The sequence below is a fragment of the Pseudoalteromonas sp. OANN1 genome (genome assembly GCF_024124685.1).
GTDB classification, from domain to species: domain Bacteria; phylum Pseudomonadota; class Gammaproteobacteria; order Enterobacterales; family Alteromonadaceae; genus Pseudoalteromonas; species Pseudoalteromonas piscicida.
The window spans coordinates 79,032-101,679 of sequence record NZ_JAMXSE010000023.1 but is presented as its reverse complement, the minus strand read 5'-3'; the positions used below and the strand labels follow the sequence as shown (position 1 = coordinate 101,679).

General features: G+C 41.8%; 19 protein-coding genes. 10 read left to right on the top strand and 9 right to left on the bottom strand.

Translation table 11 applies throughout. The annotated features are described in order from the left end of the window. Window positions 1–374: 374 nt before the first annotated feature. On the bottom strand, window positions 375–1,232 hold the full coding sequence (gene rlmF, locus NH462_RS17735; protein ID WP_253106945.1) for a 23S rRNA (adenine(1618)-N(6))-methyltransferase RlmF: 858 nt from the start codon (window positions 1,230–1,232) through the stop codon (window positions 375–377). A 176-nt stretch (window positions 1,233–1,408) separates the two neighbouring features. Here rlmF and NH462_RS17730 point away from each other — a divergent pair, with 176 nt between their 5' ends. Then, window positions 1,409–2,329, top strand: coding sequence for an alpha/beta fold hydrolase (locus NH462_RS17730; RefSeq protein ID WP_253106943.1), 921 nt, complete (start codon window positions 1,409–1,411; stop codon window positions 2,327–2,329). Here NH462_RS17730 and NH462_RS17725 read toward each other — a convergent pair. Together NH462_RS17725 and NH462_RS17720 are read right to left on the bottom strand one after the other, a co-directional pair. After that, window positions 2,271–3,737, bottom strand: a complete 1,467-nt coding sequence (locus tag NH462_RS17725; RefSeq protein ID WP_253106941.1) for a tetratricopeptide repeat-containing sulfotransferase family protein — start codon at window positions 3,735–3,737, stop codon at window positions 2,271–2,273. The two genes, NH462_RS17730 and NH462_RS17725, sit on opposite strands and share 59 nt — an antisense overlap. Window positions 3,738–3,835: 98 nt before the next feature. Then, the gene (locus NH462_RS17720; protein WP_017216591.1) at window positions 3,836–6,433 is read right to left on the bottom strand and encodes a TonB-dependent receptor; all 2,598 of its coding nucleotides are present in this window, start codon (window positions 6,431–6,433) and stop codon (window positions 3,836–3,838) included. A 532-nt stretch (window positions 6,434–6,965) separates the two neighbouring features. On the opposite strand from NH462_RS17720, the gene NH462_RS17715 reads away from it, so the two are divergent. Beyond that, entirely contained in the window at window positions 6,966–7,340 is a 375-nt protein-coding gene (locus tag NH462_RS17715) for a hypothetical protein (RefSeq protein WP_010379229.1), read from the top strand. A gap of 55 nt (window positions 7,341–7,395) precedes the next feature. Further along, window positions 7,396–8,757: a leucyl aminopeptidase family protein gene (locus NH462_RS17710; protein WP_253106939.1), complete on the top strand. Its 1,362-nt coding sequence runs from the start codon at window positions 7,396–7,398 to the stop codon at window positions 8,755–8,757. 260 nt (window positions 8,758–9,017) lie between these two features. Here the strand turns inward: NH462_RS17710 and NH462_RS17705 are convergent, their stop codons facing one another. Next, window positions 9,018–10,490 carry an aminoacyl-histidine dipeptidase gene (locus tag NH462_RS17705; protein WP_010379233.1) on the bottom strand — a complete coding sequence of 491 codons (1,473 nt, stop codon included), beginning with the start codon at window positions 10,488–10,490 and terminating at the stop codon, window positions 9,018–9,020. A gap of 107 nt (window positions 10,491–10,597) precedes the next feature. After that, window positions 10,598–11,668: a ketoacyl-ACP synthase III gene (locus NH462_RS17700; protein ID WP_017216594.1), complete on the bottom strand. Its 1,071-nt coding sequence runs from the start codon at window positions 11,666–11,668 to the stop codon at window positions 10,598–10,600. 237 nt (window positions 11,669–11,905) lie between these two features. On the opposite strand from NH462_RS17700, the gene NH462_RS17695 reads away from it, so the two are divergent. The 6 genes from NH462_RS17695 to NH462_RS17670 all read left to right on the top strand — a co-directional run bounded on the left by NH462_RS17695 (window position 11,906) and on the right by NH462_RS17670 (window position 16,884). Then, complete coding sequence (locus NH462_RS17695) at window positions 11,906–13,090, top strand: ATP-binding protein (protein ID WP_253106937.1); 1,185 nt, start codon at window positions 11,906–11,908, stop codon at window positions 13,088–13,090. Next, entirely contained in the window at window positions 13,071–13,586 is a 516-nt protein-coding gene (locus tag NH462_RS17690) for a response regulator (protein WP_010379240.1), read from the top strand. Before NH462_RS17695 ends, NH462_RS17690 begins: the two co-directional genes overlap by 20 nt. Window positions 13,587–13,637: 51 nt before the next feature. Then, window positions 13,638–14,048: a DUF1761 domain-containing protein gene (locus NH462_RS17685; RefSeq protein WP_253106935.1), complete on the top strand. Its 411-nt coding sequence runs from the start codon at window positions 13,638–13,640 to the stop codon at window positions 14,046–14,048. Between the two features lie 6 nt (window positions 14,049–14,054). After that, window positions 14,055–14,306 carry a hypothetical protein gene (locus NH462_RS17680; RefSeq protein WP_010379245.1) on the top strand — a complete coding sequence of 84 codons (252 nt, stop codon included), beginning with the start codon at window positions 14,055–14,057 and terminating at the stop codon, window positions 14,304–14,306. 171 nt (window positions 14,307–14,477) lie between these two features. Further along, entirely contained in the window at window positions 14,478–14,738 is a 261-nt protein-coding gene (locus tag NH462_RS17675) for a hypothetical protein (RefSeq protein WP_010379248.1), read from the top strand. Window positions 14,739–14,874: 136 nt separating this feature from the next. Beyond that, window positions 14,875–16,884 carry a TonB-dependent receptor gene (locus NH462_RS17670; RefSeq protein WP_253106933.1) on the top strand — a complete coding sequence of 670 codons (2,010 nt, stop codon included), beginning with the start codon at window positions 14,875–14,877 and terminating at the stop codon, window positions 16,882–16,884. 62 nt (window positions 16,885–16,946) lie between these two features. Here NH462_RS17670 and NH462_RS17665 read toward each other — a convergent pair whose 3' ends face one another. Then, window positions 16,947–19,328, bottom strand: a complete 2,382-nt coding sequence (locus tag NH462_RS17665) for a TonB-dependent receptor (RefSeq protein ID WP_010379253.1) — start codon at window positions 19,326–19,328, stop codon at window positions 16,947–16,949. Window positions 19,329–19,533: 205 nt separating this feature from the next. Between NH462_RS17665 and NH462_RS17660 the strand changes: the two genes are divergently transcribed. After that, window positions 19,534–20,328 carry a kinase gene (locus tag NH462_RS17660; protein ID WP_253106932.1) on the top strand — a complete coding sequence of 265 codons (795 nt, stop codon included), beginning with the start codon at window positions 19,534–19,536 and terminating at the stop codon, window positions 20,326–20,328. 34 nt (window positions 20,329–20,362) lie between these two features. Here the strand turns inward: NH462_RS17660 and NH462_RS17655 are convergent, their stop codons facing one another. The 3 genes from NH462_RS17655 to NH462_RS17645 all read right to left on the bottom strand — a co-directional run bounded on the left by NH462_RS17655 (window position 20,363) and on the right by NH462_RS17645 (window position 22,590). Then, window positions 20,363–21,211: a Tim44-like domain-containing protein gene (locus NH462_RS17655; protein WP_253106930.1), complete on the bottom strand. Its 849-nt coding sequence runs from the start codon at window positions 21,209–21,211 to the stop codon at window positions 20,363–20,365. 144 nt (window positions 21,212–21,355) lie between these two features. Then, the gene (locus NH462_RS17650; protein ID WP_253106927.1) at window positions 21,356–22,075 is read right to left on the bottom strand and encodes a DUF3379 family protein; all 720 of its coding nucleotides are present in this window, start codon (window positions 22,073–22,075) and stop codon (window positions 21,356–21,358) included. Beyond that, on the bottom strand, window positions 22,075–22,590 hold the full coding sequence (locus NH462_RS17645; protein ID WP_010605216.1) for a sigma-70 family RNA polymerase sigma factor: 516 nt from the start codon (window positions 22,588–22,590) through the stop codon (window positions 22,075–22,077). Before NH462_RS17645 ends, NH462_RS17650 begins: the two co-directional genes overlap by 1 nt. Between the last annotated feature and the right edge of the window lie 58 nt (window positions 22,591–22,648).

Sequence of the window (22,648 nt, the reverse complement as noted above, 5' to 3'; positions counted from 1 at the left end):
CTGACCCCATGCCGAACTCAGAAGTGAAACAAAACAGCGTCGATGATAGTGTGGATTACCCATGTGAAAGTAGAACATCGCCAGGGCCAAATAAGAGAAACCCGTTGCAGCAATGCGACGGGTTTTTGCTATGTGTGATTTAAAAACCTCGTAAGCCAATCAACACATCGCGAGGTAAACTCGCTCCTACTACCATATACACTGCATCGTAGGAGGTGGTTCACCCGCCGATGGTTTGCAATGAAGTTTCAGTAAAAAACATGTATTCCAAAACCCGTTTCAACAATACAACGGTTTTTTCTGTTTGGGATTTAAAACCTTGCAAGCCAATTAACACATCGCGAGGTGAACTCGCGTCCACCATATACACATCGCTAAGGTTTGAAAAAACTCCAGGCGATAAAACGGCTTGTCTTATTACCTTGTTCCATCTCGATCACTTTCACTTGCTCGGCAGCGACCTGTTTAAGTTGTTGTTTAAGTGGTTTTACGTTGTCTTTATTCGAGATAAGGGAAGTAAACCAATAAACTTGCTCTTTGAAAGTGACGCTCTCAGAGATCATATCCAATATAAAGCGCTTTTCTCCACCTTCACACCATAACTCTTGAGCTTGGCCGCCAAAGTTTAGCGAGGCTTGTGGTGCTCGGTTAAGATTTTTCCACTTTCTTTGCGTGCCCTTGTTTGCATCTGCTTCACTGGCATGGAAGGGTGGGTTACACATTGAAAAATGATAAAACTGGTTTGCTTTTATTATCGTTTTAAAAAAGTGATTAGGCTGCTTTTGTTGCATCACTTTTACCGGCAACCTATTTAGTTCTGCGATGGTTTTGGCACACTTCACAGCAAGAGGATTGATATCAGAGGCAACAAAGCGCCAGTTATACTCTCTTGATCCTAAGATGGGATAGATCAAATTGGCACCAGTGCCAATATCTACGCCTTGCACCTTATCGGGCAAGTTACTTTCATCTAAGAGATCTTTCAGCGCATGGATATAGTCTGCTCTGCCCGGAACCGGAGGGCATAAAAACTGTGCGGGGATATCCCAAACTTGTATATCGTAGTCTGACTTAAGCAGTGCTTTATTCAACAGTTTTACGGCATCTGGATTAGTGAAGTCGATACTTTTTATGCCATCAGCTCGGTTGTAAGTAAAATTCTTTAAAGCGGGTTCAATCGCCATGAGCTTGTCTAGATCATAGCCTGAATTATGCTTGTTTCTTGGGTGCACAGGATTCTTCGAATAAATAAAAAGGATTATAACACTTTTAATCGAACGCTTAAGTCTTGAATACAGGCTTTATATTAAAGGCATATCAACCTCTTTATTTGCTTCGTTTAAGAGTTTACTTATCAATCAGTCAACTGGTACGATGAGGCTAGTGTTCAAAGAATAAAAACAAAGAAATGATAGAGCAAAAATCACTATTAGTAGATATAGCAGATGGACATAAACTCCACCTCAGATATATAGCGAAACCGGGTAGTAGCGGCCCTGTTGTGTTTTTCATGCATGGTGCGGTTGAAAATGGCAAAATTTTTTATACTGAAAGCAATAAAGGGCTAGCGCCTTTTTTAGCTGAACACGGCTATCGCTGTTTTGTTGGTGATCTTCGTGGGCGAGGAGAGAGCATACCTAAAATCGACGCTGAAGCGGATTATGGTCAAACTGAATCAATCTTGCACGAAATCCCTGAAATGCTGAATTTTATCGAACGATATACCGGATCTAGAGCACAATATTGGATTGCGCATTCTTGGGGAGGTGTATTGATGAATTGTGTTTTTGCACGCTTTCCTGAAGAAATCCAACATGTTAATGCATGTGTTTATTTTGGTTCTAAGCGTAGTTTACATAACAATCACCCGAGCAAATTACTGAAAGCAAATCTAATATGGTTTAACGTTGCGCATTATTATTCGAAAAAGCATGGATACTTACCTGCGAAAAGACTTGGTTGGGGAAGTGATGATGAGTCTTTAAAATCACATGCTCAAAGCGCTGATTGGGCACGGAAGCACCCATGGGTGGACTCCGATGACGGTTTTAATTATGCCGTAGTATTACAAGACATGACGTTACCTCCAATCTTGCATATTGCGGGCGTTAAAGATAAAGCACTGGCACAACCTGTCGATATTCAAGCATTTATTCGTGAATCGGGAAAGGGGATGCAAGAACTCAGAATTTATGGGAAAAAGCACGGCCATCGGCACAATTATGGGCACATAGACATGTTAACCCATAAACATGCACGTGATGATCAGTTTAAAGATTTGCTGGCGTGGTTTGGTCGCTTTGCGGTTGAGCAATCATCTTCTCGATAAACGCTTCATAGCGCTGCCACTTTTCTAGTGGCTGCGTGCTGATTGGCTTTCTGACCTGCGCCTTACTTAAGGTATGGACCGGCTTTTTAGATTTGTGAAACTCCAAGCATTCTGGCTCGTATTTTTGATATAAAAAGCTTAAGCATTGTTTAATAGTCTTTTCAGGCTCTGCAATAAGTTGTTCGTAACTGAGCGTAAAAATATCTCTTTTCATAAATTGGTTAAAATGTGACATCAAGTCGCTTTGCGCTTGCGCATACAAGGCAAATTCGCTTAAGGAGCAAAAGTAGGGCTCGCTTTCGGCGAAATGATTACTATAGACAGACCAGGCTGTAGCATTGAGGTTACGAGTTAAATGAATAATTCGTGCCTCAGGGAAAAGTTTGTGGATTAACCCAAGATTTTGAAAGTTAGCTGGAAGTTTATTGATCACCACTTCTTCCGGCACTCGATGCCGCTTTATCTCGTCGACATAGAGTATACGGCAATGGTCTAACATAGAGTTACTTAGTTGGTCTAAACAAGCTGGGAACTCTGCATTATTGCGTTTACTGAGGTAAGGGACAATTTTATCGCTGATCACGGTATTCTCGCCTAGTGTACCAACATGTGAATGTTGCACTAGCATTTGTTCTAGGAGAGTCGAACCAGTTCTTGGCAAACCAACAATAAAAACAGGCGTAAATGTTGTCTTAACCCTATCACTAGGTTTATCAAAAAACGCTTTGCCACAATGCAGCTTGATTGATTCAAAAAATGGCAGCATGTCTACAGTACGAAACTCGCTCATCAGCAGCTGTGTATCATTCGCTAAAGCATAGTTATCTTGAGCTGCATTAAAGTTACCTAATTGTTCATGACACTTAGCAAGCGCATAGTGAACCACAGTTTTTAGTCTCGGTGCTTCAAACTCATTTTCCAATTTTTCTAGAATTGCTAAGTATGCAGGTAATTCTTTGGCTGAGGACATCTGTACCAGTTCGTATAGCATAAAGGCAGTCACTGTACTATGAGGGCAATCTAACCCCGCTTTAAAGACATTTTTAGCTTGTTCAATAAAGCCGTAGTCCAGATAAAATTGACCGAGCTGGTAATGGGCTTGGGCATTATGTTTTGCCACGCTTAAGGTGTATTCAAGTACGGTTTTTGCGTCAACCGGTGAACCTACGGCTAAAAACGCATCGGCCAATGCGAAGAGTGGCTCAAGCATTTTTGGTAAATGTTCGCATGCTCTTTTTAAATAGTAGATTGCGTTATCGTACTGCTCTAAACGCATGCAAATGCGGCCTAAACCAAATAGAGCAGGACCGTTGTTAGGTGACTGTTTAAGTACCGACTTGTACATAAACTCTGCTTCTCTAAGCTTGTTTTCGGCTAATAATTCGTTGGCTCGCTTTAATAACAACATGTTTGTATTCAAAATTAACTGCTTTGCTATATAGGATAAAAATAAAAAGGCGAAATAGCTAATGCTAGTTCGCCTTTGTTTCTGGGTTACAGTAAAAGTTAGAACGTATAGGTTGCTTTCACATAGTAGAAACCACCATTAATACCATATGGTGAAGTTTCATAGTATTTGCCACCCCAGTTGTTATTTGGGATACCTGTAGCGTCAAAGAAGTCTAGTTCTTCTGCATCTTGGTCAAAGATATTATTTGCACCAACAGACAGACTGATTGAATCTGTTGCAAAGTAGGTAAGCTCTGCATCAAATGTGATTGTCGCATCCGCTGTTTTTGCTGTTGCATCATAATCGACGTGAACGCCTTGGTATTCGCCAAAGTAGTTCATACGAACAAAGCCTGAGAAGTTATCCCATTGCTGAGCCCAAGTTAATGTGCCTCTGTGCTTCGGTAAGTCGTTTTCTAAACGAGATACCTTGAAGTCACCTGTGATAGCAGAGAAGCGGTCTACTTCAGTTTCATTCCAGTTGTATGCTGCACTGAATGTGGCATAGCCACCCAGCATATCCATAGAATAGTTACCAACTAAGTCGATACCTTGAGTCGTGGTATCGAAGTCGTTAGTGAAGAAGCTCACCTGCGCCAAGTTATCAACGTTAGGAACACCCGCCGCTTTAAGGGCTGCTTTGTCAGCATCACTTAAAACGATTTTTTCAGACTGGCTTAGACGGTCAGTTACTTCAATGTTGTAGTAATCTAGCGTAATAAATAAGTCGCCAGAGCGATATACCGCACCTAGTGTATAACTTTCTGACTCTTCAGGAGTCAATTCAGTACCACCAAGCTGCTCTGAAACAGGGTTTGTTGGTGGTAATAGTGCTGAATCTACCAATACACCACTGCTTAAGTTTGTCTGTACGTTAGACACGTTAGCTTGACCTACCGTTGGTGCGCGGAAACCGGTACTGATTGAACCACGAACCGAGAAGTCTTCGGTAACATGATATTGACCTGTGATCTTAAAGTTTGTAGTCGAACCAAATGAATCGTAATCTTCGTAACGAAGTGCCCACCCCATCATAAAGTCTTCAGTAAATGGTGTTTCAATATCTACATAAGCGGCATAGTTACGACGAGTGTATTCTCCTGCTGCAGAAGGTTTAAATCCAGGGAAACCATTTGAACCTATCCCAAAGCCTTGCTCAGTCAGCGGTCCTGCAATAAATGATGCTTCGTCACCTGAAAGTACTTCGAATGTTTCTTCATGCCACTCAAGACCTGCTGCAACGTTTACATCGTAAGCTAGGTCAAAATCATAGCCTTTCGACACATCGAAATTAAAATTCTTTTCCAGTTGGATGTATTTACCAGGGCTGAAGTCCATTGGTGTATCAGCGCCAAGAGAGGCATTCACAGTATTAGTGATGAAATAACGTGATTCGTTACGGCCCACCGAGCCACTCAAATCCCAAAAACCGCCTTCAAGGAAACCATCTTTAAATTCCCCTTCAACACCAATAGTTAGAGAGGTATCAGTGATGTTACCACCAAAGTTTGGAGTAAAGCCGCCTGGTAAAATTTCATTAAAGGCAAAACAGTTTCTACCTAACTCTGTATCAGCCGCAATTAATTGATATGCCGGGATATTCGCTACATTTTTATCCGTTAGATTAACGACTGGACACTCAATGCCAACACCTACGCCATCTAGATCGCCTACGAGTAAGGTTTCGCCACCATCGTTAGAATAAACACCTGGACGGGTTTGAGGGTTTCGATAATAGAATCCGCCTTTAACGTCTCGCTCAGAGTAGTTACCAAACATATAGAATCGAGCATTGTCAGTGACGTCTACACCAATGTTACCAAAGATACTGATATCGTCTTTGATTTCTGGTGCACCCCAAATTTGTGCTGGGTCACCAACGCCTTCAACTCCGGCGCCAATGTATGCTGCTGCATCAGGACGTTGAACACTGCGGCTAGTCGCGTCCGCTTCTTTGTACTGAAAGCTTAAGTTAGCAAATCCATCATCCGTAAATGGCAGACCTACGTTACCTTCAATCACCGTCGTATCGCCGTCACCTTCGTAGTATTCGCCTTGACGAATAGAGAAAGAACCCCCTTCGCTCGCGTCTTTAAGTACAAAGTTCATTACACCTGCGATTGCATCTGAACCGTACTGTGCTGCTGCACCATCACGAAGTACTTCAACTTGTTTTAGTGCAATACTCGGGATCACTGAAATATCAGGGCCCTGTGCACCGTCGTTAATACCACCACCTAAAAAGGCAATCACCGATGAACGGTGGCGACGCTTACCGTTTAACAAAATCAGCGTACTATCTGCAGGCAATCCGCGTAAGTTAGCTGGCCTTACTAACGTTGCTGCATCACTGATTGGATTCGCGTGTACGTTCAAAGACGGTACCGATCCTTTCAGTAACTCGAGCATGTCAGAACCTGCCGCCTTTGACATATCTTCTGCACCGATGATGTCGATAGGTACCGGTGACTCGCCCACAGAGCGAGGCGCCGCTCGAGAACCTACAACGGCGATTTTTTCGACTTTTTCATCTGCTTTAGCTTTTGTTTGATTGGCTTCTTCAGCCATTACGGTAGTGGTAAGAAGTGAAGTAGTTGCTGCTGAAGCTAGCGCGAAGCGAATTGCACGGCGCAGCGTGTTACTTTTTAGTTTCATCCTGTTTCCCCAGTTGATTGTTGTTGTCATACCAATAAAAAAGGTCATTTATAATATTTTTACCTTTAATACACATATAATTTAATTTGCTATGTGTTGGCAAGCGCTTTTTTAAAATTAGCAGTGATTTCTGAAACTGCAACTTTCTTAATAACTTTTTGTTTAGGCTAAGAAGAATTACAAAATTTGCATGATAAGTTATTGTTGAAAATGAAATTTTGAGCACTTTAACTGCTTTTCTAGATAAACACCCAGCAGCTTAAAATTTGTTGTTACAAAATTTGGCTAGTTTACTGAAATTTCATTATTCAGTTTTTGTAGATTAATTAAACAGTGTTGGATGCTAGTCTTTGTGTGGGTGATTATTGTACAGTTTTGTGTGGTAATTGGGGTTGATTTTGTACTAGTCCATTGTTTTGCACACTTTACGTATAACTTTGCTCGCTAGAATAGGTAATTTGTACCAATGGCTAATAGCTAAAGTGCTAAAAATTTTGATAGACTCTGGACAACACTATCTTTGAGTTTATTAATGAAACTGATCAAAGTTGTCCATAAAGCACCGATGCGCGTTGCTCGGATCAGTAAACGCAGACAGCAAATAAGATTGCGCAGAGCAATGATTGCGCTCAAATGCGCACTAGAACAAGAGAAACAAGAAACTAAAGAAATGCTTGAGATATACAAGCGATATACTTTGGGGCGAGCGCATAAGGCTGAGCTAAAAACAGCAAACGCTCAACTAGTGGATATTCTCAAAGGGTTAGGACTGGGTGTGTTTGCAGTTTTACCTTTTGCCCCCATTACCATTCCGATAATCGTAAAGGTTGGTCAATTAGTGGGCGTGGATGTTTTGCCTAGCTCATTCAATTTGAAAAAAAAGCCAACAAAAACCAAGGAACAGTGAATTTTCTTTTTAGCCTTGGTAATCTAAGTACGAATATAATAAATTTGAGGCCTACATGAACAACCTACTCGCTCACTCTGCTATGGGTACACCCATTTCTATCTTCTCCGCTGCAGAATTAGCGTCATGGCAAGCGCAGCAGTCAAGTACGACGCAGCTTTTCGTAAAAACCGCACAACTTCAATCGCAAAAAAATATTCTTATTCCGAATGCTGATTCTGGAGAAGTTGAGCGAGTTATTGTTATTGCTGAAGACGATGATTTTTGGCTATTGGGCGATCTTGCAAAGCAATTACCAAAAGGCACTTATTTTATTGATATCGCTTCAGAGCAAGTTGAAAGCCACGCTATTGCGTTTTTACTGGGGGCGTATCAATTTTCTGCTTATAAAGAATTGCCAGCGATTGTCGCAAAGCTTGCTATCGAAGATGCGAAGGTATATGCCAAAGTAAAAGCGGCTGTCGAGTCTATTAATCTTGCAAGAGATCTGGTAAACACACCGGCTGCCGATATGATGCCTCAGCACATGGCTGAAGTAATGGAAGAGCTTGCCGAGCAATACGGAGCATCATTTGAACAAATCATAGGTGATGAGTTGTTAGAGCAAAACTACCCAACGATTCACATGGTGGGCCGTGCGAGTGATAATGCTCCGCGTTTGCTTGATTTACGTTGGGGTGACGAAAACCACGCAAAACTTACTTTAGTTGGTAAAGGCGTATGTTTTGACTCTGGTGGTCTGGACTTAAAGCCAGCGTCTGGAATGCGTAATATGAAAAAAGACATGGGCGGAGCGGCTCATGTTATCGCGTTGGCTAATATGATTATGGCGGCTAAGCTGCCTGTTAGATTACGCGTACTTATCCCTGCGGTAGAAAATGCGGTGTCTCGCAATGCCTTTAGGCCAGGTGATGTGATCAAAACACGTAAAGGTATTACGGTTGAAATTGATAATACCGATGCCGAAGGACGCTTGGTTTTATGTGACGCATTGGCTGAAGCGCAAACAGAAGCGCCAGAGCTATTGATCGATTTTGCAACCTTGACAGGTGCGTGTCGCATCGCCCTTGGCACTGAACTGCCTGGTTTTTATTCTACAGATCAAGCGATTGCTTCTGAGCTAATGGAAATTGGTCTGGGTAATGCGGATCCTATTTGGCAACTGCCTTTGTTTGATCAGTATAAGGCGCTATTCAAGAGCGATATCGCAGACATTGCTAACTGTGGTTCGACGCCGTTTGGTGGCTCAATAACAGCAGCATTGTATCTAAAAGAATTTGTTGAGCCAGCCACGACACCTTGGCTACATTTTGACGTGATGGCATGGAACGTAAGAGCATTACCGGGTAGACCTGTTGGTGGTGAAGCATTGGGTCTTAGAACTATGTTTAGTTATCTTGAGAAAAAGTTTAGCTAATCGCAGAGTCTTAACTCTATTAAAAGCCCAAGCTATGTTAGCTGGGCTTTTTGTTTATCTAACAACATGATTTCATGGTAATTATACCAATTTACTTAGTTAAGTGGTCTATTTTTAGGCAAGAAAACTTGTCGATAGCCCGGCAAAAATTTTGCTATTTAGTTGTTCTAAATGATAAATTTTTAACACAGCTAGCGTCAGATATAATCCCTCAAATTGAGCAAGTATTAAGTCAAATTGGTATTAGTTTTGGATTAATTTTACTGCTTTTCAGGAATGTTTTCTAAGATCCCTTTCATTTGCTGCCAATATAGACCAACGCTTGAAATTTCTACCTTTTCCTCGGGAGAGTGTGGAAATTTGATGGTTGGACCGAAAGAAATCATATCCATGTTCGGGTAAGGTTCTTTGAACAAACCACATTCAAGGCCAGCATGAATAACCATTATATGCGGTTTTTCACCGTAGATTGATTCATACATATCACGGAAAATAGCTAATACTTCTGAGCTTGGATCAGGCTTCCAGCCTGGGTAAGCACCACTAAATTCAATATCAGCTTGCGTCAGCTCAGCCAGTGAACGCAACATACCCTCGACATCACTGCGACCAGAATCAATTAATGAACGGATCAAACATAGGACTTCTAGACTGTTATCTGTAGTAGAAATTACGCCCATATTAAGTGAGGTTTCAACAACACCAGGTATATCGTCGCTCATGCGTACAACACCATTAGGGCAAGCATTGAGAAGCGCTAATACTTTACTTTTAGAAGCTTGGCTCATTGGCAATGTGGTGCTTGTTGAAGTGCTGAGTGCAAATGTGATCCCGGTTTCTATGGCACATAACTCTTGCTTAATGATGGTTTCATAAGTTTCAATCAGCGTTTGGAACTCGCTTATTTTCGCTTCATTAAAACTAATGACTGCGTATGCTTCGCGCGGAATTGCATTACGCAGGGAGCCGCCTCTGATCTCGATAAGTCTTAGGTCAAAGTCTGCGATATGATGCTTTAAGAATCTTGCGAGCAATTTATTGGCGTTGGCGCGACCTGTGTGAATGTCGACACCAGAATGTCCGCCGCGTAAGCCTTTTAGAGACAGCTCAAAGATTTTATGGTGTTTAGGTAACGCTTCTCGCGAGAGTTGTAGAGTTAAGGATGCATCTACACCACCTGCGCAACCCATGTAGATCTCGCCTTCTTGCTCTGAATCGGTGTTAAGTAGGATTTCACCGTCTAACCAGCCAGATTGCAAACCAAACGCGCCGCTCATACCTGCTTCTTCATCAACGGTTAGTAATACTTCAAGTGGACCGTGCTTGATATCGTCAGCGTCTAAAACGGCTAAACATGAGGCCATGCCGATACCATTGTCTGCACCTAGCGTCGTGCCAGTTGCAGTTACCCAGCCATTATCAACATATGGCTTGATTGGATCAGTAACGAAGTCGTGTGCTGTATCATCATTTTTTTGTGGCACCATATCAATGTGCGCTTGCAATACAACGGGCTTACGATTTTCCATGCCACTTGTCGCAGGTTTTTTGATGAACACATTACCAGTTTCATCACGACGTACGTCTAAATTTTTGCTTTTAGCCCAGTCAACAATAAAGCTTGCTAGTGCTTCTTCGTGTTTTGAAGGATGGGGAATGGCACAAATTTGGTCAAAAAACTTCCAAATTGCTTGTGGTTCTAATTGACTGATCTCGGTATGCGCTTTGAGCACAGTAAACTCCTTGGATGAGCGATAATAATATTGCAATATTACCACCCACCCAAGGGCAAAATCGAGCAATTAACCCTAAGTTTCAGTAACTAGAGAGAATAGGTTACTTATTGAGCTTGACTTGCGGCCACTGCTGGTGCAATCAATTCAAGGCCTGTTTTATCGCAATCAGGTAAACGTGCATCCGACACTGCAATTGGGGTCGTTCTTTCTCCCCATTTCAAATAGCTGGCAGCCCAGGTTAATCCTGCGCCAAATGCCGCCGACATAATATTAGCGTGTGGCTTAATAAGACCATTTTCGACAGCTTCACACAGTGCAATTGCAATTGTTGCAGCTGAGGTATTACCATACTTGTCGATATTAACCATGACTTTATCATCTGCAATTTCCAAGCGATTTTGGATAGCTTGAATGATACGAAGATTAGCTTGATGCGGGATAAGTACATCGATGTCTTCTAGTGATAGCTGTGCTTGGTTGAGTACATCATCACATGCTTCACTCATACCTTTTACAGCACGCTTAAAGATTTCACGTCCCTCAAAAGAGAGGTCAGAAGGTCCGGTGCTTGCACAGCGGTCCATATCAGTACCATAGTTTGGAATGTGTAATATACTTCTATCTGTGCTATCACAGCCAGTTTTGGTGCCTAATAACCCGGTTGGTTCGTCACTTGCTTCAAGCACGACAGCACCAGCACCGTCGCCAAATAATACTGCGCTGTCACGCTTTGCCCAGTTTACATACCAAGTCATACGCTCAGCTGCAACAACTACGGCTCTTTTAATCATACCGGCTTGGATCTGTGCGGTAGCATTTTGTAATGCATACAAAAAGCCTGAACAGGCTGCATTGGTATCACATGCTGCAGCACCAACAGCGCCAATATTTTTTTGTACTAAAGAAGCTGTATTTGCCACCATAGTTGACGGTGTACAGGTGGCAAGTAGCACAAGATCGATATCTTTACCTTCAAGCCCTGCACATGCCAAAGCGTGTTGACTGGCCACTGTTGCAAGCTCTGCAGTGCTAACATGGCTAACGCGTCTGGATTTGATACCTGTTCTCGTACTTATCCATTCATCATTTGTGTCAACGATAGTACTAATTTCATCATTACTGATGCTAGCTGGTGGAATACACTTTCCCCAGCCCGTAATTTTTGCATAAACCATAGTGTCTCTTAATCTAATCCGACCAGTTGGCCAATTTTTTATTTATACCAAATCCTTCACAGTATTGCCATAAAAGCGAAGCAGAGGTTCGTATTAACGCGATATAACTGACCTCGATCACACCTATTTTTGTTAGATTAGGTATAATTCTTTTATCTTAGCTTAGCTTCTTACATTTTCATGAAAATTGCGTTTTCTCCGAACTCTGCATTGGGCCAACTTTTGCTGTTGCGGTCAGTGGCAATCGCTATCCAAATTGTGATGCTAGCGATAGCGGCTGTCGTTTTTGGTAAACAATTTGATTTTGTTTCGGTAGTTGCAGTGGTAGCTGCGGAGTCGGTATTTCAGCTGTTAAGTATATACGCCTACCGTAACACAAAAGAAGCAGCGCCTATTGGTATGACAATGCAATTGTTGGCGGATATTTTGTTTCTTACTATTTTGTTGGACCTGACCGGCGGAGCAACCAATGCTTTCGTGTCCTTGTTGGTACTGCCAACGGTTATTGCAGCAGTAACGATTCCAACTATCAATATGTTGATGGTGTCGGCTGGGGCGATTGGCGCTTATCTTTATCTTTATATAAAAATGTCTCATGAACATGTCCACCACATGGACATGAGCACTCACTTGCTCGGGATGTTAGTAAACTTTACTTTCACTATCATAGTCGTTGTTACCGTCGTAAGCATATTGGTAAAGCAAAATCGAAAAAAAGAAAGGGCAATTGCAATGTTACGAGAGCAGCAACTTCAGCAAGAGCAATTAATCGCACTAGGTAGTGCAGCGGCACAAGCGACCCATCAACTCGCCACGCCAATCGCACATCTGGCGCTATTACACGAAGAGCTAGAGGAGTCGTATCCAAAAGAGGCATGTGTTCAAGAAATGTCAGAACCTCTTGGAAAATGTAAGGAGCAGCTTAATGTCTTTAGAGAATTTACTGAGTATTTAAAGTCAGCGTCAAAACAGATGATAACCGCAGTGCATCTTGCTGAGCAGTTAAAAGAATTAACGAATTTACAATATCCACAGCAGCATTTTCGGTTCGATATCACTAATGTTCAGGGGGCACTGTGCGATGATCCTATGTTGATCCCTTCGATTCTAAATCTTATTAGCAACGGTGTGCGAGCAAATGAGCAAGCAAAACAGACTGACATCGACGTGGTATTTATCTCCGCGCCGACTGAACATGTGATCACCATACTCGATAGAGGTGAGGGAATTGCAGAAGAAAGGCTAGCGCAGTTAGGGCACAATGTAGTGAATAGTGAATCAGGGCTTGGCATGGCGGTACTGCTGAGTCATGCGACAATTGAACGGCTTGGTGGACATCTGCTGATTGAAAGCGACCTTACTTATGGCACTAAATGTACAGTTAAACTACCAAAGGTGAGTGATGAAGTTACTGCTTGTTGAAGATGATCTGCCTTATGCGCAGACATTAATAAGGCGCTTGGAAAAACAAGGTTTTAGTGTTGAACATGTTACTTCCATTGAAGATATGCAGGTGGCGTGTAAACAAGAGATTTTCGGCTACATATTATTGGATATGAAACTTGGCGAGGCCAACTCAATAAACTTCATAACACAAATCAAGCAGCTCAATGCAAATGCTCGCATTGTATTATTAACGGGTTATGCCAGCATTGCGACTGCGGTTGAGGCGATAAAATTGGGCGCTGACGACTACTTAACTAAACCTGCAAGTACCAGCTTGATAGTACAAACGCTATTGGGAGAGAAAGGCCAAGAAATTGTGGAAGAAGTCATGTCTCCAGAACGACTAGAGTGGGAACATATTCAGCAAGTTTTAAAGGCAAATGAAGGTAATATCTCTGAAACCGCGCGGCAACTTAACATGCACAGAAGAACGCTGCAGAGGAAATTACAAAAGAAACCTGTTTATAAGTAGGTTTTCACTTATACTCATTATTAAATAAAATGAAATATGCTGAGTTAGTCGATGATAATCTCATTTGAAGCATTAAACCTTTGGGCAATTATTCTCGCCGCTTTGTCTTCCTTTATGTTAGGTGGTATTTGGTATTCGCCTATGCTGTTTCAAAAAGCCTGGATGGAGGGATGTGGACTGACAGAGCTTGACCTACAAACGAGCGATCCCAAGATGACTTTTGGCGTCGCATTTTTGTTGTCTTTGTTATCCGCTGTGTTTATGGCGGTGATGCTTGATCTATCGCTCTCTTTGCTAGCGGCTACCGGAGTTGGGTTTGGTGTGGGGATCTTTTTCGTCGCCTGTTCATTAGGAATAAGCTATATATTTGAGCAGCGCCCGATGAAACTGTTTTTAGTCAACGGTGGCTATCATGTGTTACAGTTTACGCTCATTGCATTTGTACTCAGGATTATGAGTTAATTCGGTATGGCAAAACCCAATAAAAAAGGCCCTGTTAGAACTGTCGATATTTATTGTGCAGGATGCCGCCAGCAGCTATTTAAGTATCGTAAGGGAGGCAAGGGCAGCCTAGTTAAATGTTTTAAAGAACGGATCACCCAAGATTTTACCACCAACCAAATAAACTGCCCTCATTGTGAGCAAGAGTTTGCCCGCGATACATTAGTGAGAGGTGCGCCAGCACTGAAAATAATTGGTGGCAAGGTCACCTTCAAGTAGTAATTACTTCAATTTTCATTGCTCACTTTTTGTTGTTATCAGACAAATGTCCTGTCTTGAACTTTCCAATTTGTTACTATCTCGCCGTTTGGCTTTGCTGTTTCAACGAATGAAAATGACCCTTCCCATGGAACTGGGCCAGCCTATTGGGTCTTGCTAAATGGAAAAAACATGATCGATTTAATGTTCGATATCATCGGTATGACAGGCACTTTCTTGGTTGTTGGTGCATTCTTTATGCTACAGCTGGAAAAGGCATCTCCCGATAGTTTAACGTATAACTTAATGAATTTAAGTGGTGCGATCCTACTACTGATTAGTCTTTGTTATAACTTTAACCTTGCAAGCTTTGTGATTGAGCTATTTTGGATCGCAGCGTCTTTAATTGGTTTATTTAAATATTTCAAAGCGAGAAAGTTGGCATCGGCTTAGAGTCTAAAAGAAAAGGCTAATCAAAAACTTGCGTAGTGGCTAGGAGCAAGTATTATTAAGTTAATCATATGCTGCTACGTAGGTTAGAGTAATCTAACACTACGAGTGAAGTGTGGGAACATAGAGCTCGTATAATATGAAAAACTTAAGCGCTTTAATTAAAGTCACGCCATTATTAATTCCTTTTGCGGTAGTCGCTGAACCAGAAGCTACGGACTCCGACCTTTATCAGCTTTCATTTGAAGAGCTGTTGAATGTAAATGTCTCTATCGCAACCAAAACCGACGAAACGAGAGCATCGGTTCCCTCTAGTATTACTGTTTTTAATTCAGAGCAAATAAATAGCCTAGGTGTCGACAATGTTTATGATTTAATGAACTTCGTACCTGGCTTTCAATCTACTCGAGGCGATTGGGTAGGAGCTGTGCCAAAAGAGCATACTCGCGGTGTGTACTTGGATACTGGACATGTGTTAGTGATGATTGACGGCCAAAGGCTCAATGAGTCCTCATTTGGTAAAGCATCAGTCTACACACCTTACATTCCGATTGAGATTATCAATAAAGTTGAATTTATCCGGGGTCCTGGTTCTGCCCTCTATGGGAGTAACGCCTTTCTTGGTGTGATGAATATTATTACCAAAAAACGTAATAATCAGCTTTCTGTTGGCTATGGTGAGCATGGTAGTGCGCAAGCAGCAATTAATCTTTCAAGGCAAGTGTCGGATAAAACGCGGCTCTATGCCAATGTAGCATTTAATAAACGCTCAGGGGATAGCTATTTTGGAGGTGCTGTAAAAGACCCATTAGAATCACTTTTTGCTGTATTTGGAGGTAGCCACCAAGCGTTAACATGGCAAGTAAGGTTTAACCGTACTCAACTCGATGAGTTTTTAAATCTTTCCCGTTATTCCCCTGAAAACGAGCATAAAAGTGAGAACTATGCAGCAAGATTTGAGTATCATTGGCAAGCTACTGAGCAACTAGAGTTAACGCATAAGCTAAGCTTTATTGAGCATAATATAGAAAGTGCAGGACTCATCGTTACAGCAGCAGAAATTGGTATCACGCAAGGAGGGGACTTCTTAGTTGGTCCAGCTTGGCAATCCAGAGATTTAACTTATAACTTAGATGGTGGTTATAAACAAAACGACCGGTTACAGTGGAATTTTGGCGTTGAGCTATCAAAAGAAGAACAAAGTAAAGCAGGCGTTAGAACCTCATATTACGATCAAAGTGCCGGTGATATCATCATCTATAACCACACTTATTTAGGTGATATTCAAACCATATCTGATTACACCCCTTTTTATCCGTTGCGACAAGACTTTGATTCCTATGCTGGATACGTTCAAGCAAAGTATCGGTTTAGCGAGCAACTGAGTATGTTCGCGGGTGCACGATACGACGAAGTGAAAGACATAGATGATAAATTATCGCCTAGGCTCGCGTTCGTTTATGGTTACGATGAGGCAAACACTTTTAAGTTGCAATATGGTGAGTCTTTTCGTACCCCTGTGAGCAACGAACTTAACTCAAACGATGATGTTACATCAGGTAATTCGGAGTTAACTTCAGAGTATGTAAAAACCACAGAACTTGTTTGGCACTATCAAGATGAGTCTAAACAGTTTGATGTAGTGTTATTTGATAATGAGCTTGAAGACTTCATTAATCTAGTACCAATAGATGATGAACAAGCGGAGTTTACATTTGATAACGTCTTTGAGACGAGCATGCAGGGTATTGAAGTTAATGCTAATTTTAATCTGAGTGGTACAACTTGGATACAAGGCGCATACACTCAGTTATTTGATGAGCCATTAAATGGCAGTTTTAAAAAGTTTGCTGCACTTGCCTTTACTCATAAAAGAGAGGTGGTAGAAGTAACTTTAAATGCAATTTGGCGAGATACAACATTTATACCTGCTCCCCCGGAGTCAATTGTCGATGATTTCGAGCAGTCAAGTTACTACCTCATCGGCGGCACCGTTTCTTTCAATTTGGATAATAATGCTAAAATTCAACTGAAAGCTGAAAATCTTTTTGATAAAAAGTACACCGTATTTGATCCAAGATTGATTGACGGTCATGTGCCACAACAGGGCAGAAATTTAGTGATTCAGTATATTAAGAATTTTAATTAGCTGATGGGGTAGGTGTTTCTAGAATGGATGTGCCACCTACACGGTGGCACATTTTTTATCACTTAAAAGAACGTATAATCAACACGTAGGCTGATTGTGCGGCCATTTAGATAGTTAATATACTCTTGAGCTGCTGAATTATTGGCGTTTCTAGAGCGAGCACGCATATAGGTAGCAGTTTCTTTATCAAATAGGTTATTAACGAATACACTTAGTTTTAGACTATCACTTAGCTGAATACGTCCTGATAAATTAAAGACACTATATGCTGGTGTTTTGTCTTCATCACGAACATTAAAGTGTGTTTTATATTCATCATAGAAAGAGTATTCGCCTCGGATGTAAGCATCTTTACCGAACAATTGAATATTTTGATCAAGCGCTAGGTATGCATTCCATTCTGGTACCATAGTCATCTTATCACCAGCACTTGCGGAGATAGAATCATTGTCTTCTGTGATCTCTGAGCTTGTATACGACGTGTTGAATGACATCGTTAAGTCGTCAGTTAAACGAGCCGTTGACTCAAACTCAAAACCTTCAGACTTAGCTTCACCGCCGTTAGCTGTATATGAGAAACCACACGTGTCCATGTATACTGAAGTTTTAATATCAGTCCAATCGATGCGATAGATAGCGGCTGAGAAATCAACCTTTCTGTCAAGTACGCTTGCTTTCAAGCCTAACTCGTAGTTTTCGATAGCATCAGACGTGTAACGGTCTTTACGGTTTTTAGCAAGTGGATCGGCCTCACATGAAGCTGCTAATGGACCATTGTTACCACCTGGTCGATATCCTTCTGAATATAAACCATATACAGACATTTCTTCACTTGGACGGTAAGAAACACTGAACTTATAGCGGTTACCTGATTCTTCACCACTTAGATTATCTTCAGAGGTTGCCCAAATACCTTCTTGCGTGTAGTGAGAACCATCTTTAAGTTCAAAGCGGCGTACACCACCATTCACTTCAAGGCTACCGGAATCACCTAAATCAAATTCGTATGCAACATCCGCGAAGAAAGCGAGTTCTTCTGAGTAATCACGAATGTTGGTAAGGTTCCAGTTGTTTTGCGGGTTGCCAAATGTATCTTTACCAATTTGTGTCGCATCCGCACCCCACCAATTAAGTGCTAACGCAGATACTTTGTCACCTTTTTCATGATATTGGTTTTGGTAATCTGGATCGTAGCCGTACTCAACTTCGTCATAGTAAGCGCCGATAGTCCAAGATAGAGGCGAGTTTACATCAATATTTTGGAAACGCAGTTGGTGAGTCACGCGCTCATATTTACGATGGTCAATGATCCAAGTACGGAACATATCTGAAGCATCTAAGCGACTCCATGCAGTTTGAATGCTGTCTTCTTCATAAGTACGGTGAGAGCCTGCGTAAGTTAAAGACGCAATATCTAGGAAGTTATCATCCTGAATATTTAAAGTGAAAAGGTCATTAGTGGCATCAGACCATGGGTCCATTAAGTCCCACACTTGGTATTTTTGTGGTACGCCCTTGTTAGCGATTGGCGCGTTACCCGCGTTACATTGAGGTCGCTCTGCAGTTTCAGGGCAAGAAACTTTAAAGAAGTCGACATCATACCCGTAAGCCGCTTCCTCATTGGCAGTTAAGCTGTAGTCCCAATAATACCCTGGTGTAGAACGGTCACCTGTTGTTGTACCCGTGTCGCTGAATGTCGTATGTGCGTAGCCGAGAGTAACTGAAGTTTCTGGGTCCACTTGCCATAATAGTTGGCTGCGGATAAAGCCTCGATCTGCGTTACCCTGAACACCTGTGTTCATGTTAACCATTTGGTAACGTTCATGTTCTGTATTACCACTTACACGTAGTGCTAATGTATCATCAACAAGTGGAATGTTAACACCCATTGAAATATTACGATGTAGACCATCTACATCTTTTTCACTTCCAATCTGTGTAGATGCGAAAAATTCAAACTCATCAAGTACAGGCTTCTTAGTGATGATCCTCACCGTACCACCGATAGCATTGGAACCATAAAGTGTACCTTGTGGTCCTCGTAAAACTTCAACTCGCTCTACGTCGTTTAAGTTTTCAAAAGTGAAAGGAACATCATCGACAAAAACACTGGTTGTATCTGGAAATGCTGTGTTACCTCCGCTCAGCCCACGCAAAATAAGTTGACCTCTGGGAGAAGCAGCCCCTGCAAGTGTTCTATAAAAGTCTTCTGCTGATACTAAGTTACGATCAGCGATATCCATAGCTGAGATAGTAGAAACCTGCATTGGGATTTCTATGATGGTTTCTTCTTTACGACGAGAGGTAACGGTAATTTTTTCAATTTGTTCTTTAGCACCGTCTTCTGGTTGCTCTTCCGCGGTTGCGTAAAAGCTTGCTGATGCAGCCAGCATGCTAAGGCAGAGAGTACTCTTAGCAAATGGTATCTTCCCCAGTGGTTTCATTGTGATTTCCTTTATTGTTTTTGTGTGAAAAATGCAATAGTACCCATATCGGTACTGTTGCTTATGTATCAATGAAGGGTAAAAATAATTTATTAATGTAAATTATTCAAGTTTAATGTAACTTTATTTTTGTTGTGGTGTTTTTGTTTTATTTAAGTCTATACTAATCAAAAGGTTACTAATCTGAAAAATAATGCGTAGGAATATGGAATTAGCCAAAAGTCTAATAAGGTTTGGAATATTTAATTCTAAAAAAACACTAATTATCGGGGTTTCTGGCGTTCAGGGCTCTGGTAAATCAACATTAAGCTATTCTCTTTGTAAACAGCTTAGGGAAGTTGGCATTACCTGTAAGTGTGTGTCTCTTGATGATTTTTATTTAGACCCAGAAGAGCGGGCAGTGCTTGCTTCAAAGTTTCATCCGCTGCTTCAACAAAGAGGCTTGCCTGGTACTCATGATCTGCAACTATTACAAGATGTTATAGACAGGTTTAAACGCGGCACAGTATTAATTTTACCTGTATTTGATAAATCAATTGATAGGAAGTTGCCAAAATCAAAATGGCGAAAAGTTGAGGCGGGTTTACAGGTACTGATTATCGAGGGATGGTGTATGGGAGTGGAGCCGCAGCCTAGCGATGCGTTAGCATCTCCCGTTAATCAATTTGAGCAAGAGTTTGATAAAGACGGTTCGTTTCGCTTACAAGTGAATCAAATTTTATGTGAAGAGTATCAAGCTATTTTTTCACAATTAGATAGTCTCATTTATTTAAATGGAATTAGCTTCGACAGAGTATATCAGTGGCGCCTGCAACAAGAGCATATGCTCAAAGCATCGACTGGAAAGGGGATGAGTGATGAGCAAGTTAGACAATTCATTCAGCCATTTCAACGCCTTTCGGTATGGGGGATGCAAAGCTTACCAAACATCGCAGATATTGAAGTGTGTTTGGGTGAGGATAGAGCTGTGCTGCAAATAAACACTCAACTTGGTGAATAAACAAGTTGAGTGTAATTTTGCTAAAATTGACGAGTTAGGCTGCTAGCTCTTCAACACCTACAATTAGCCAAGGTGCTTCACCCGCTGTTTTACGCTCTAAGTGCCATATTTCGTGGATAGGTTCTTCTTGCATGTCCCCTAGGTCACGATATTTGCCAGTAAACTTAATGCTAATTTCCCAAACGTCAGGGCGTGTATCTGCACGGACTAACTCAGCATCAACAAACATCACTTCAGTGTTAACATCGCCTTGTTGCTCTCGTTCATGTTTGAACTCTTCAACCAACTCTGGGCTTAAGTATTCAGAAACTGTCGAAAAGTCGTTGTTATTCCAAGCGGTTTGGATGGTTTGATAATGCTGTCTTGCGCCTTGTAAAAAGCCATTGATATCAAAATCTCTAGGCAGATTCATAGGCACGCTACTCGCGCCAAAACCACCGCCAATTGGCCCTTTGCTTTGAAGCTGCTGTGGTGGTGGCGTATTGTTATAGCCACCCATAGCCGACGCACCGGCATAGCTTGGCTGCTGTTTCTTTGCAAGCATGCCTTTAACCAATTTGAAGATTAAAAAGGCAGCAGCGGCAAGCAAAATCATTTCAAGGAATTGAAATCCTTCAAAATCATCGCCAAGCATTGCGGCAATCAGACCACCGGCTAGTAATCCGCCAAGTACACCGGCCATAATGCCTTTTTTACTCGACTTAGGTGTCGTAGTCGATTTTGCATTTAATGTTTGTGTATCAGTTTGCTGCTTTTGTTGGGTTGTTTGTGTTTGCTGGGTTTTTCCTGAGCTCTTACTACCAAACTTCTTTCTCGCTTCAGCATTAAAACTAGCTGTAAATAAAAAAGAAACAAGGGAAAGTAACACAATGAAATGTTTCATAAAGTTCCTATATACCAAAATAACTGCCGCCATTGTAAAGAACTAACATGGCTATTTAAATAGGTATGTACCTCAATTAAATTTGTATTTTGAGAGGTTTAGTAAGGATATTGAGACACCGCCCCAAAGAGTGGGGCGGTGGCGTTATAACCAGCGTAGTGAGTTTGTCACTTCTGATTGGAAGGTTTCAATCGGCGTACCTCGGTTTGCCACCAGTATGGTGTTGGCTTTACCATTATGGGCAATCAAGCCCTCAAAGCGGCTATCACCAAAACTATCTTTGCCATCAATCGTACTTTGTTGACCTGTTGGTACGACAAAAACCGTGAGAGGACCAAACTCGGATTGCATAACCAAGTGAAGGCTTTTTTGGCCTTTAAAATTACAAAATGTTGCGTAAACCACTTTACCCGGTAAGTTGTCGAACTTACCCCCAAACATCGCGAGCTTCTCGTTCACGGTTTGCAGTGACACTGTTTCTTGCTTTTGCAGTGCATTTTCTTCGTAGTACACATGAGCAAGTGCGTGTTCACCGGTATCGACAGGGTGTCCAAAACCACCAAAGTAAAAGACCACGGCGGCAAAAAATACACTGGCGGCAATCGCAAATGGTGCTGTAGCGCGTCTAAACCAAGACACTCTCACCACTTTTTGTTCTCCCGTTTCAAGCTCCTTTTGCTTTGCAATTATCTTATCAGCCAGCTCCTCAGGCACATCAATATCGAGTGATTTTCCCAAGAAATCGTCGAAAGCTTGCATTTCTTCGACCAGTGCTTGCAACTCAGGTTGCTGTTCGGCCTGTTTCTTGACCTCTTCATCATGAGGATCAGCAACGAGGCGGCGTCGAAATTCGAGTTCATCCATCAGTTTGATGCCCCCTTTATTGGTTCATATTCAGTCGTTAAAGCGTCTTTTAGCTGGTTGCGAGCACGGTATAACCTTGTCATCACCGTGTTTTTATTCAGCTCAAGTATATCGGCGATTTCATCCCCAGAACATCCCATCACCACTTGCAGTAGCAGTGGTTCACGATATTCTGGTGCTAAGTTGGCTATTTGTCGTTGCACAACGGTTTGCTCCATTGCATCATCCAAAGCCGAACTGGTATCGTCGACCAGCGTATCTTGTTCAACCTCCGCATAGTCAAATTGCTTGCGCTCAAAACGACGTGCATTCTCTCGTCTTAAAATAGTTAATAACCAAGGCTTTGCTGCATTTTCATCTTGTAATGAATCAAGTGCGCGCCAAGCCCGCAAAAAAGTTTCTTGTACTAAGTCTTCTGCTATTGTCGGATCGCCAGACAACCAATAAGCGAACTTATATAGCTCTTTGTGGTACATCCGAACCAGTGACTCGTAGTGATGTTGTTTACTGGCCATATCTATGAGACCTATCTTTTTGCAGGTTTATTTCAACAAAAACTCATTTTATTTTAGT

Excerpts from the sequence above, each read along its gene's own strand:
- NH462_RS17730 (WP_253106943.1), top strand. The coding sequence starts at position 1,409 with ATGATAGAGCAAAAATCACTATTAGTAGATATAGCAGATGGACATAAA.
- NH462_RS17725 (WP_253106941.1), bottom strand. The coding sequence starts at position 3,737 with ATGTTGTTATTAAAGCGAGCCAACGAATTATTAGCCGAAAACAAGCTT.
- NH462_RS17720 (WP_017216591.1), bottom strand. The coding sequence starts at position 6,433 with ATGAAACTAAAAAGTAACACGCTGCGCCGTGCAATTCGCTTCGCGCTA.
- NH462_RS17715 (WP_010379229.1), top strand. The coding sequence starts at position 6,966 with ATGAAACTGATCAAAGTTGTCCATAAAGCACCGATGCGCGTTGCTCGG.
- NH462_RS17710 (WP_253106939.1), top strand. The coding sequence starts at position 7,396 with ATGAACAACCTACTCGCTCACTCTGCTATGGGTACACCCATTTCTATC.
- NH462_RS17700 (WP_017216594.1), bottom strand. The coding sequence starts at position 11,668 with ATGGTTTATGCAAAAATTACGGGCTGGGGAAAGTGTATTCCACCAGCT.
- NH462_RS17690 (WP_010379240.1), top strand. The coding sequence starts at position 13,071 with ATGAAGTTACTGCTTGTTGAAGATGATCTGCCTTATGCGCAGACATTA.
- NH462_RS17685 (WP_253106935.1), top strand. The coding sequence starts at position 13,638 with ATGATAATCTCATTTGAAGCATTAAACCTTTGGGCAATTATTCTCGCC.
- NH462_RS17680 (WP_010379245.1), top strand. The coding sequence starts at position 14,055 with ATGGCAAAACCCAATAAAAAAGGCCCTGTTAGAACTGTCGATATTTAT.
- NH462_RS17675 (WP_010379248.1), top strand. The coding sequence starts at position 14,478 with ATGATCGATTTAATGTTCGATATCATCGGTATGACAGGCACTTTCTTG.
- NH462_RS17670 (WP_253106933.1), top strand. The coding sequence starts at position 14,875 with ATGAAAAACTTAAGCGCTTTAATTAAAGTCACGCCATTATTAATTCCT.
- NH462_RS17665 (WP_010379253.1), bottom strand. The coding sequence starts at position 19,328 with ATGAAACCACTGGGGAAGATACCATTTGCTAAGAGTACTCTCTGCCTT.
- NH462_RS17660 (WP_253106932.1), top strand. The coding sequence starts at position 19,534 with ATGGAATTAGCCAAAAGTCTAATAAGGTTTGGAATATTTAATTCTAAA.
- NH462_RS17655 (WP_253106930.1), bottom strand. The coding sequence starts at position 21,211 with ATGAAACATTTCATTGTGTTACTTTCCCTTGTTTCTTTTTTATTTACA.
- NH462_RS17650 (WP_253106927.1), bottom strand. The coding sequence starts at position 22,075 with ATGGATGAACTCGAATTTCGACGCCGCCTCGTTGCTGATCCTCATGAT.
- NH462_RS17645 (WP_010605216.1), bottom strand. The coding sequence starts at position 22,590 with ATGGCCAGTAAACAACATCACTACGAGTCACTGGTTCGGATGTACCAC.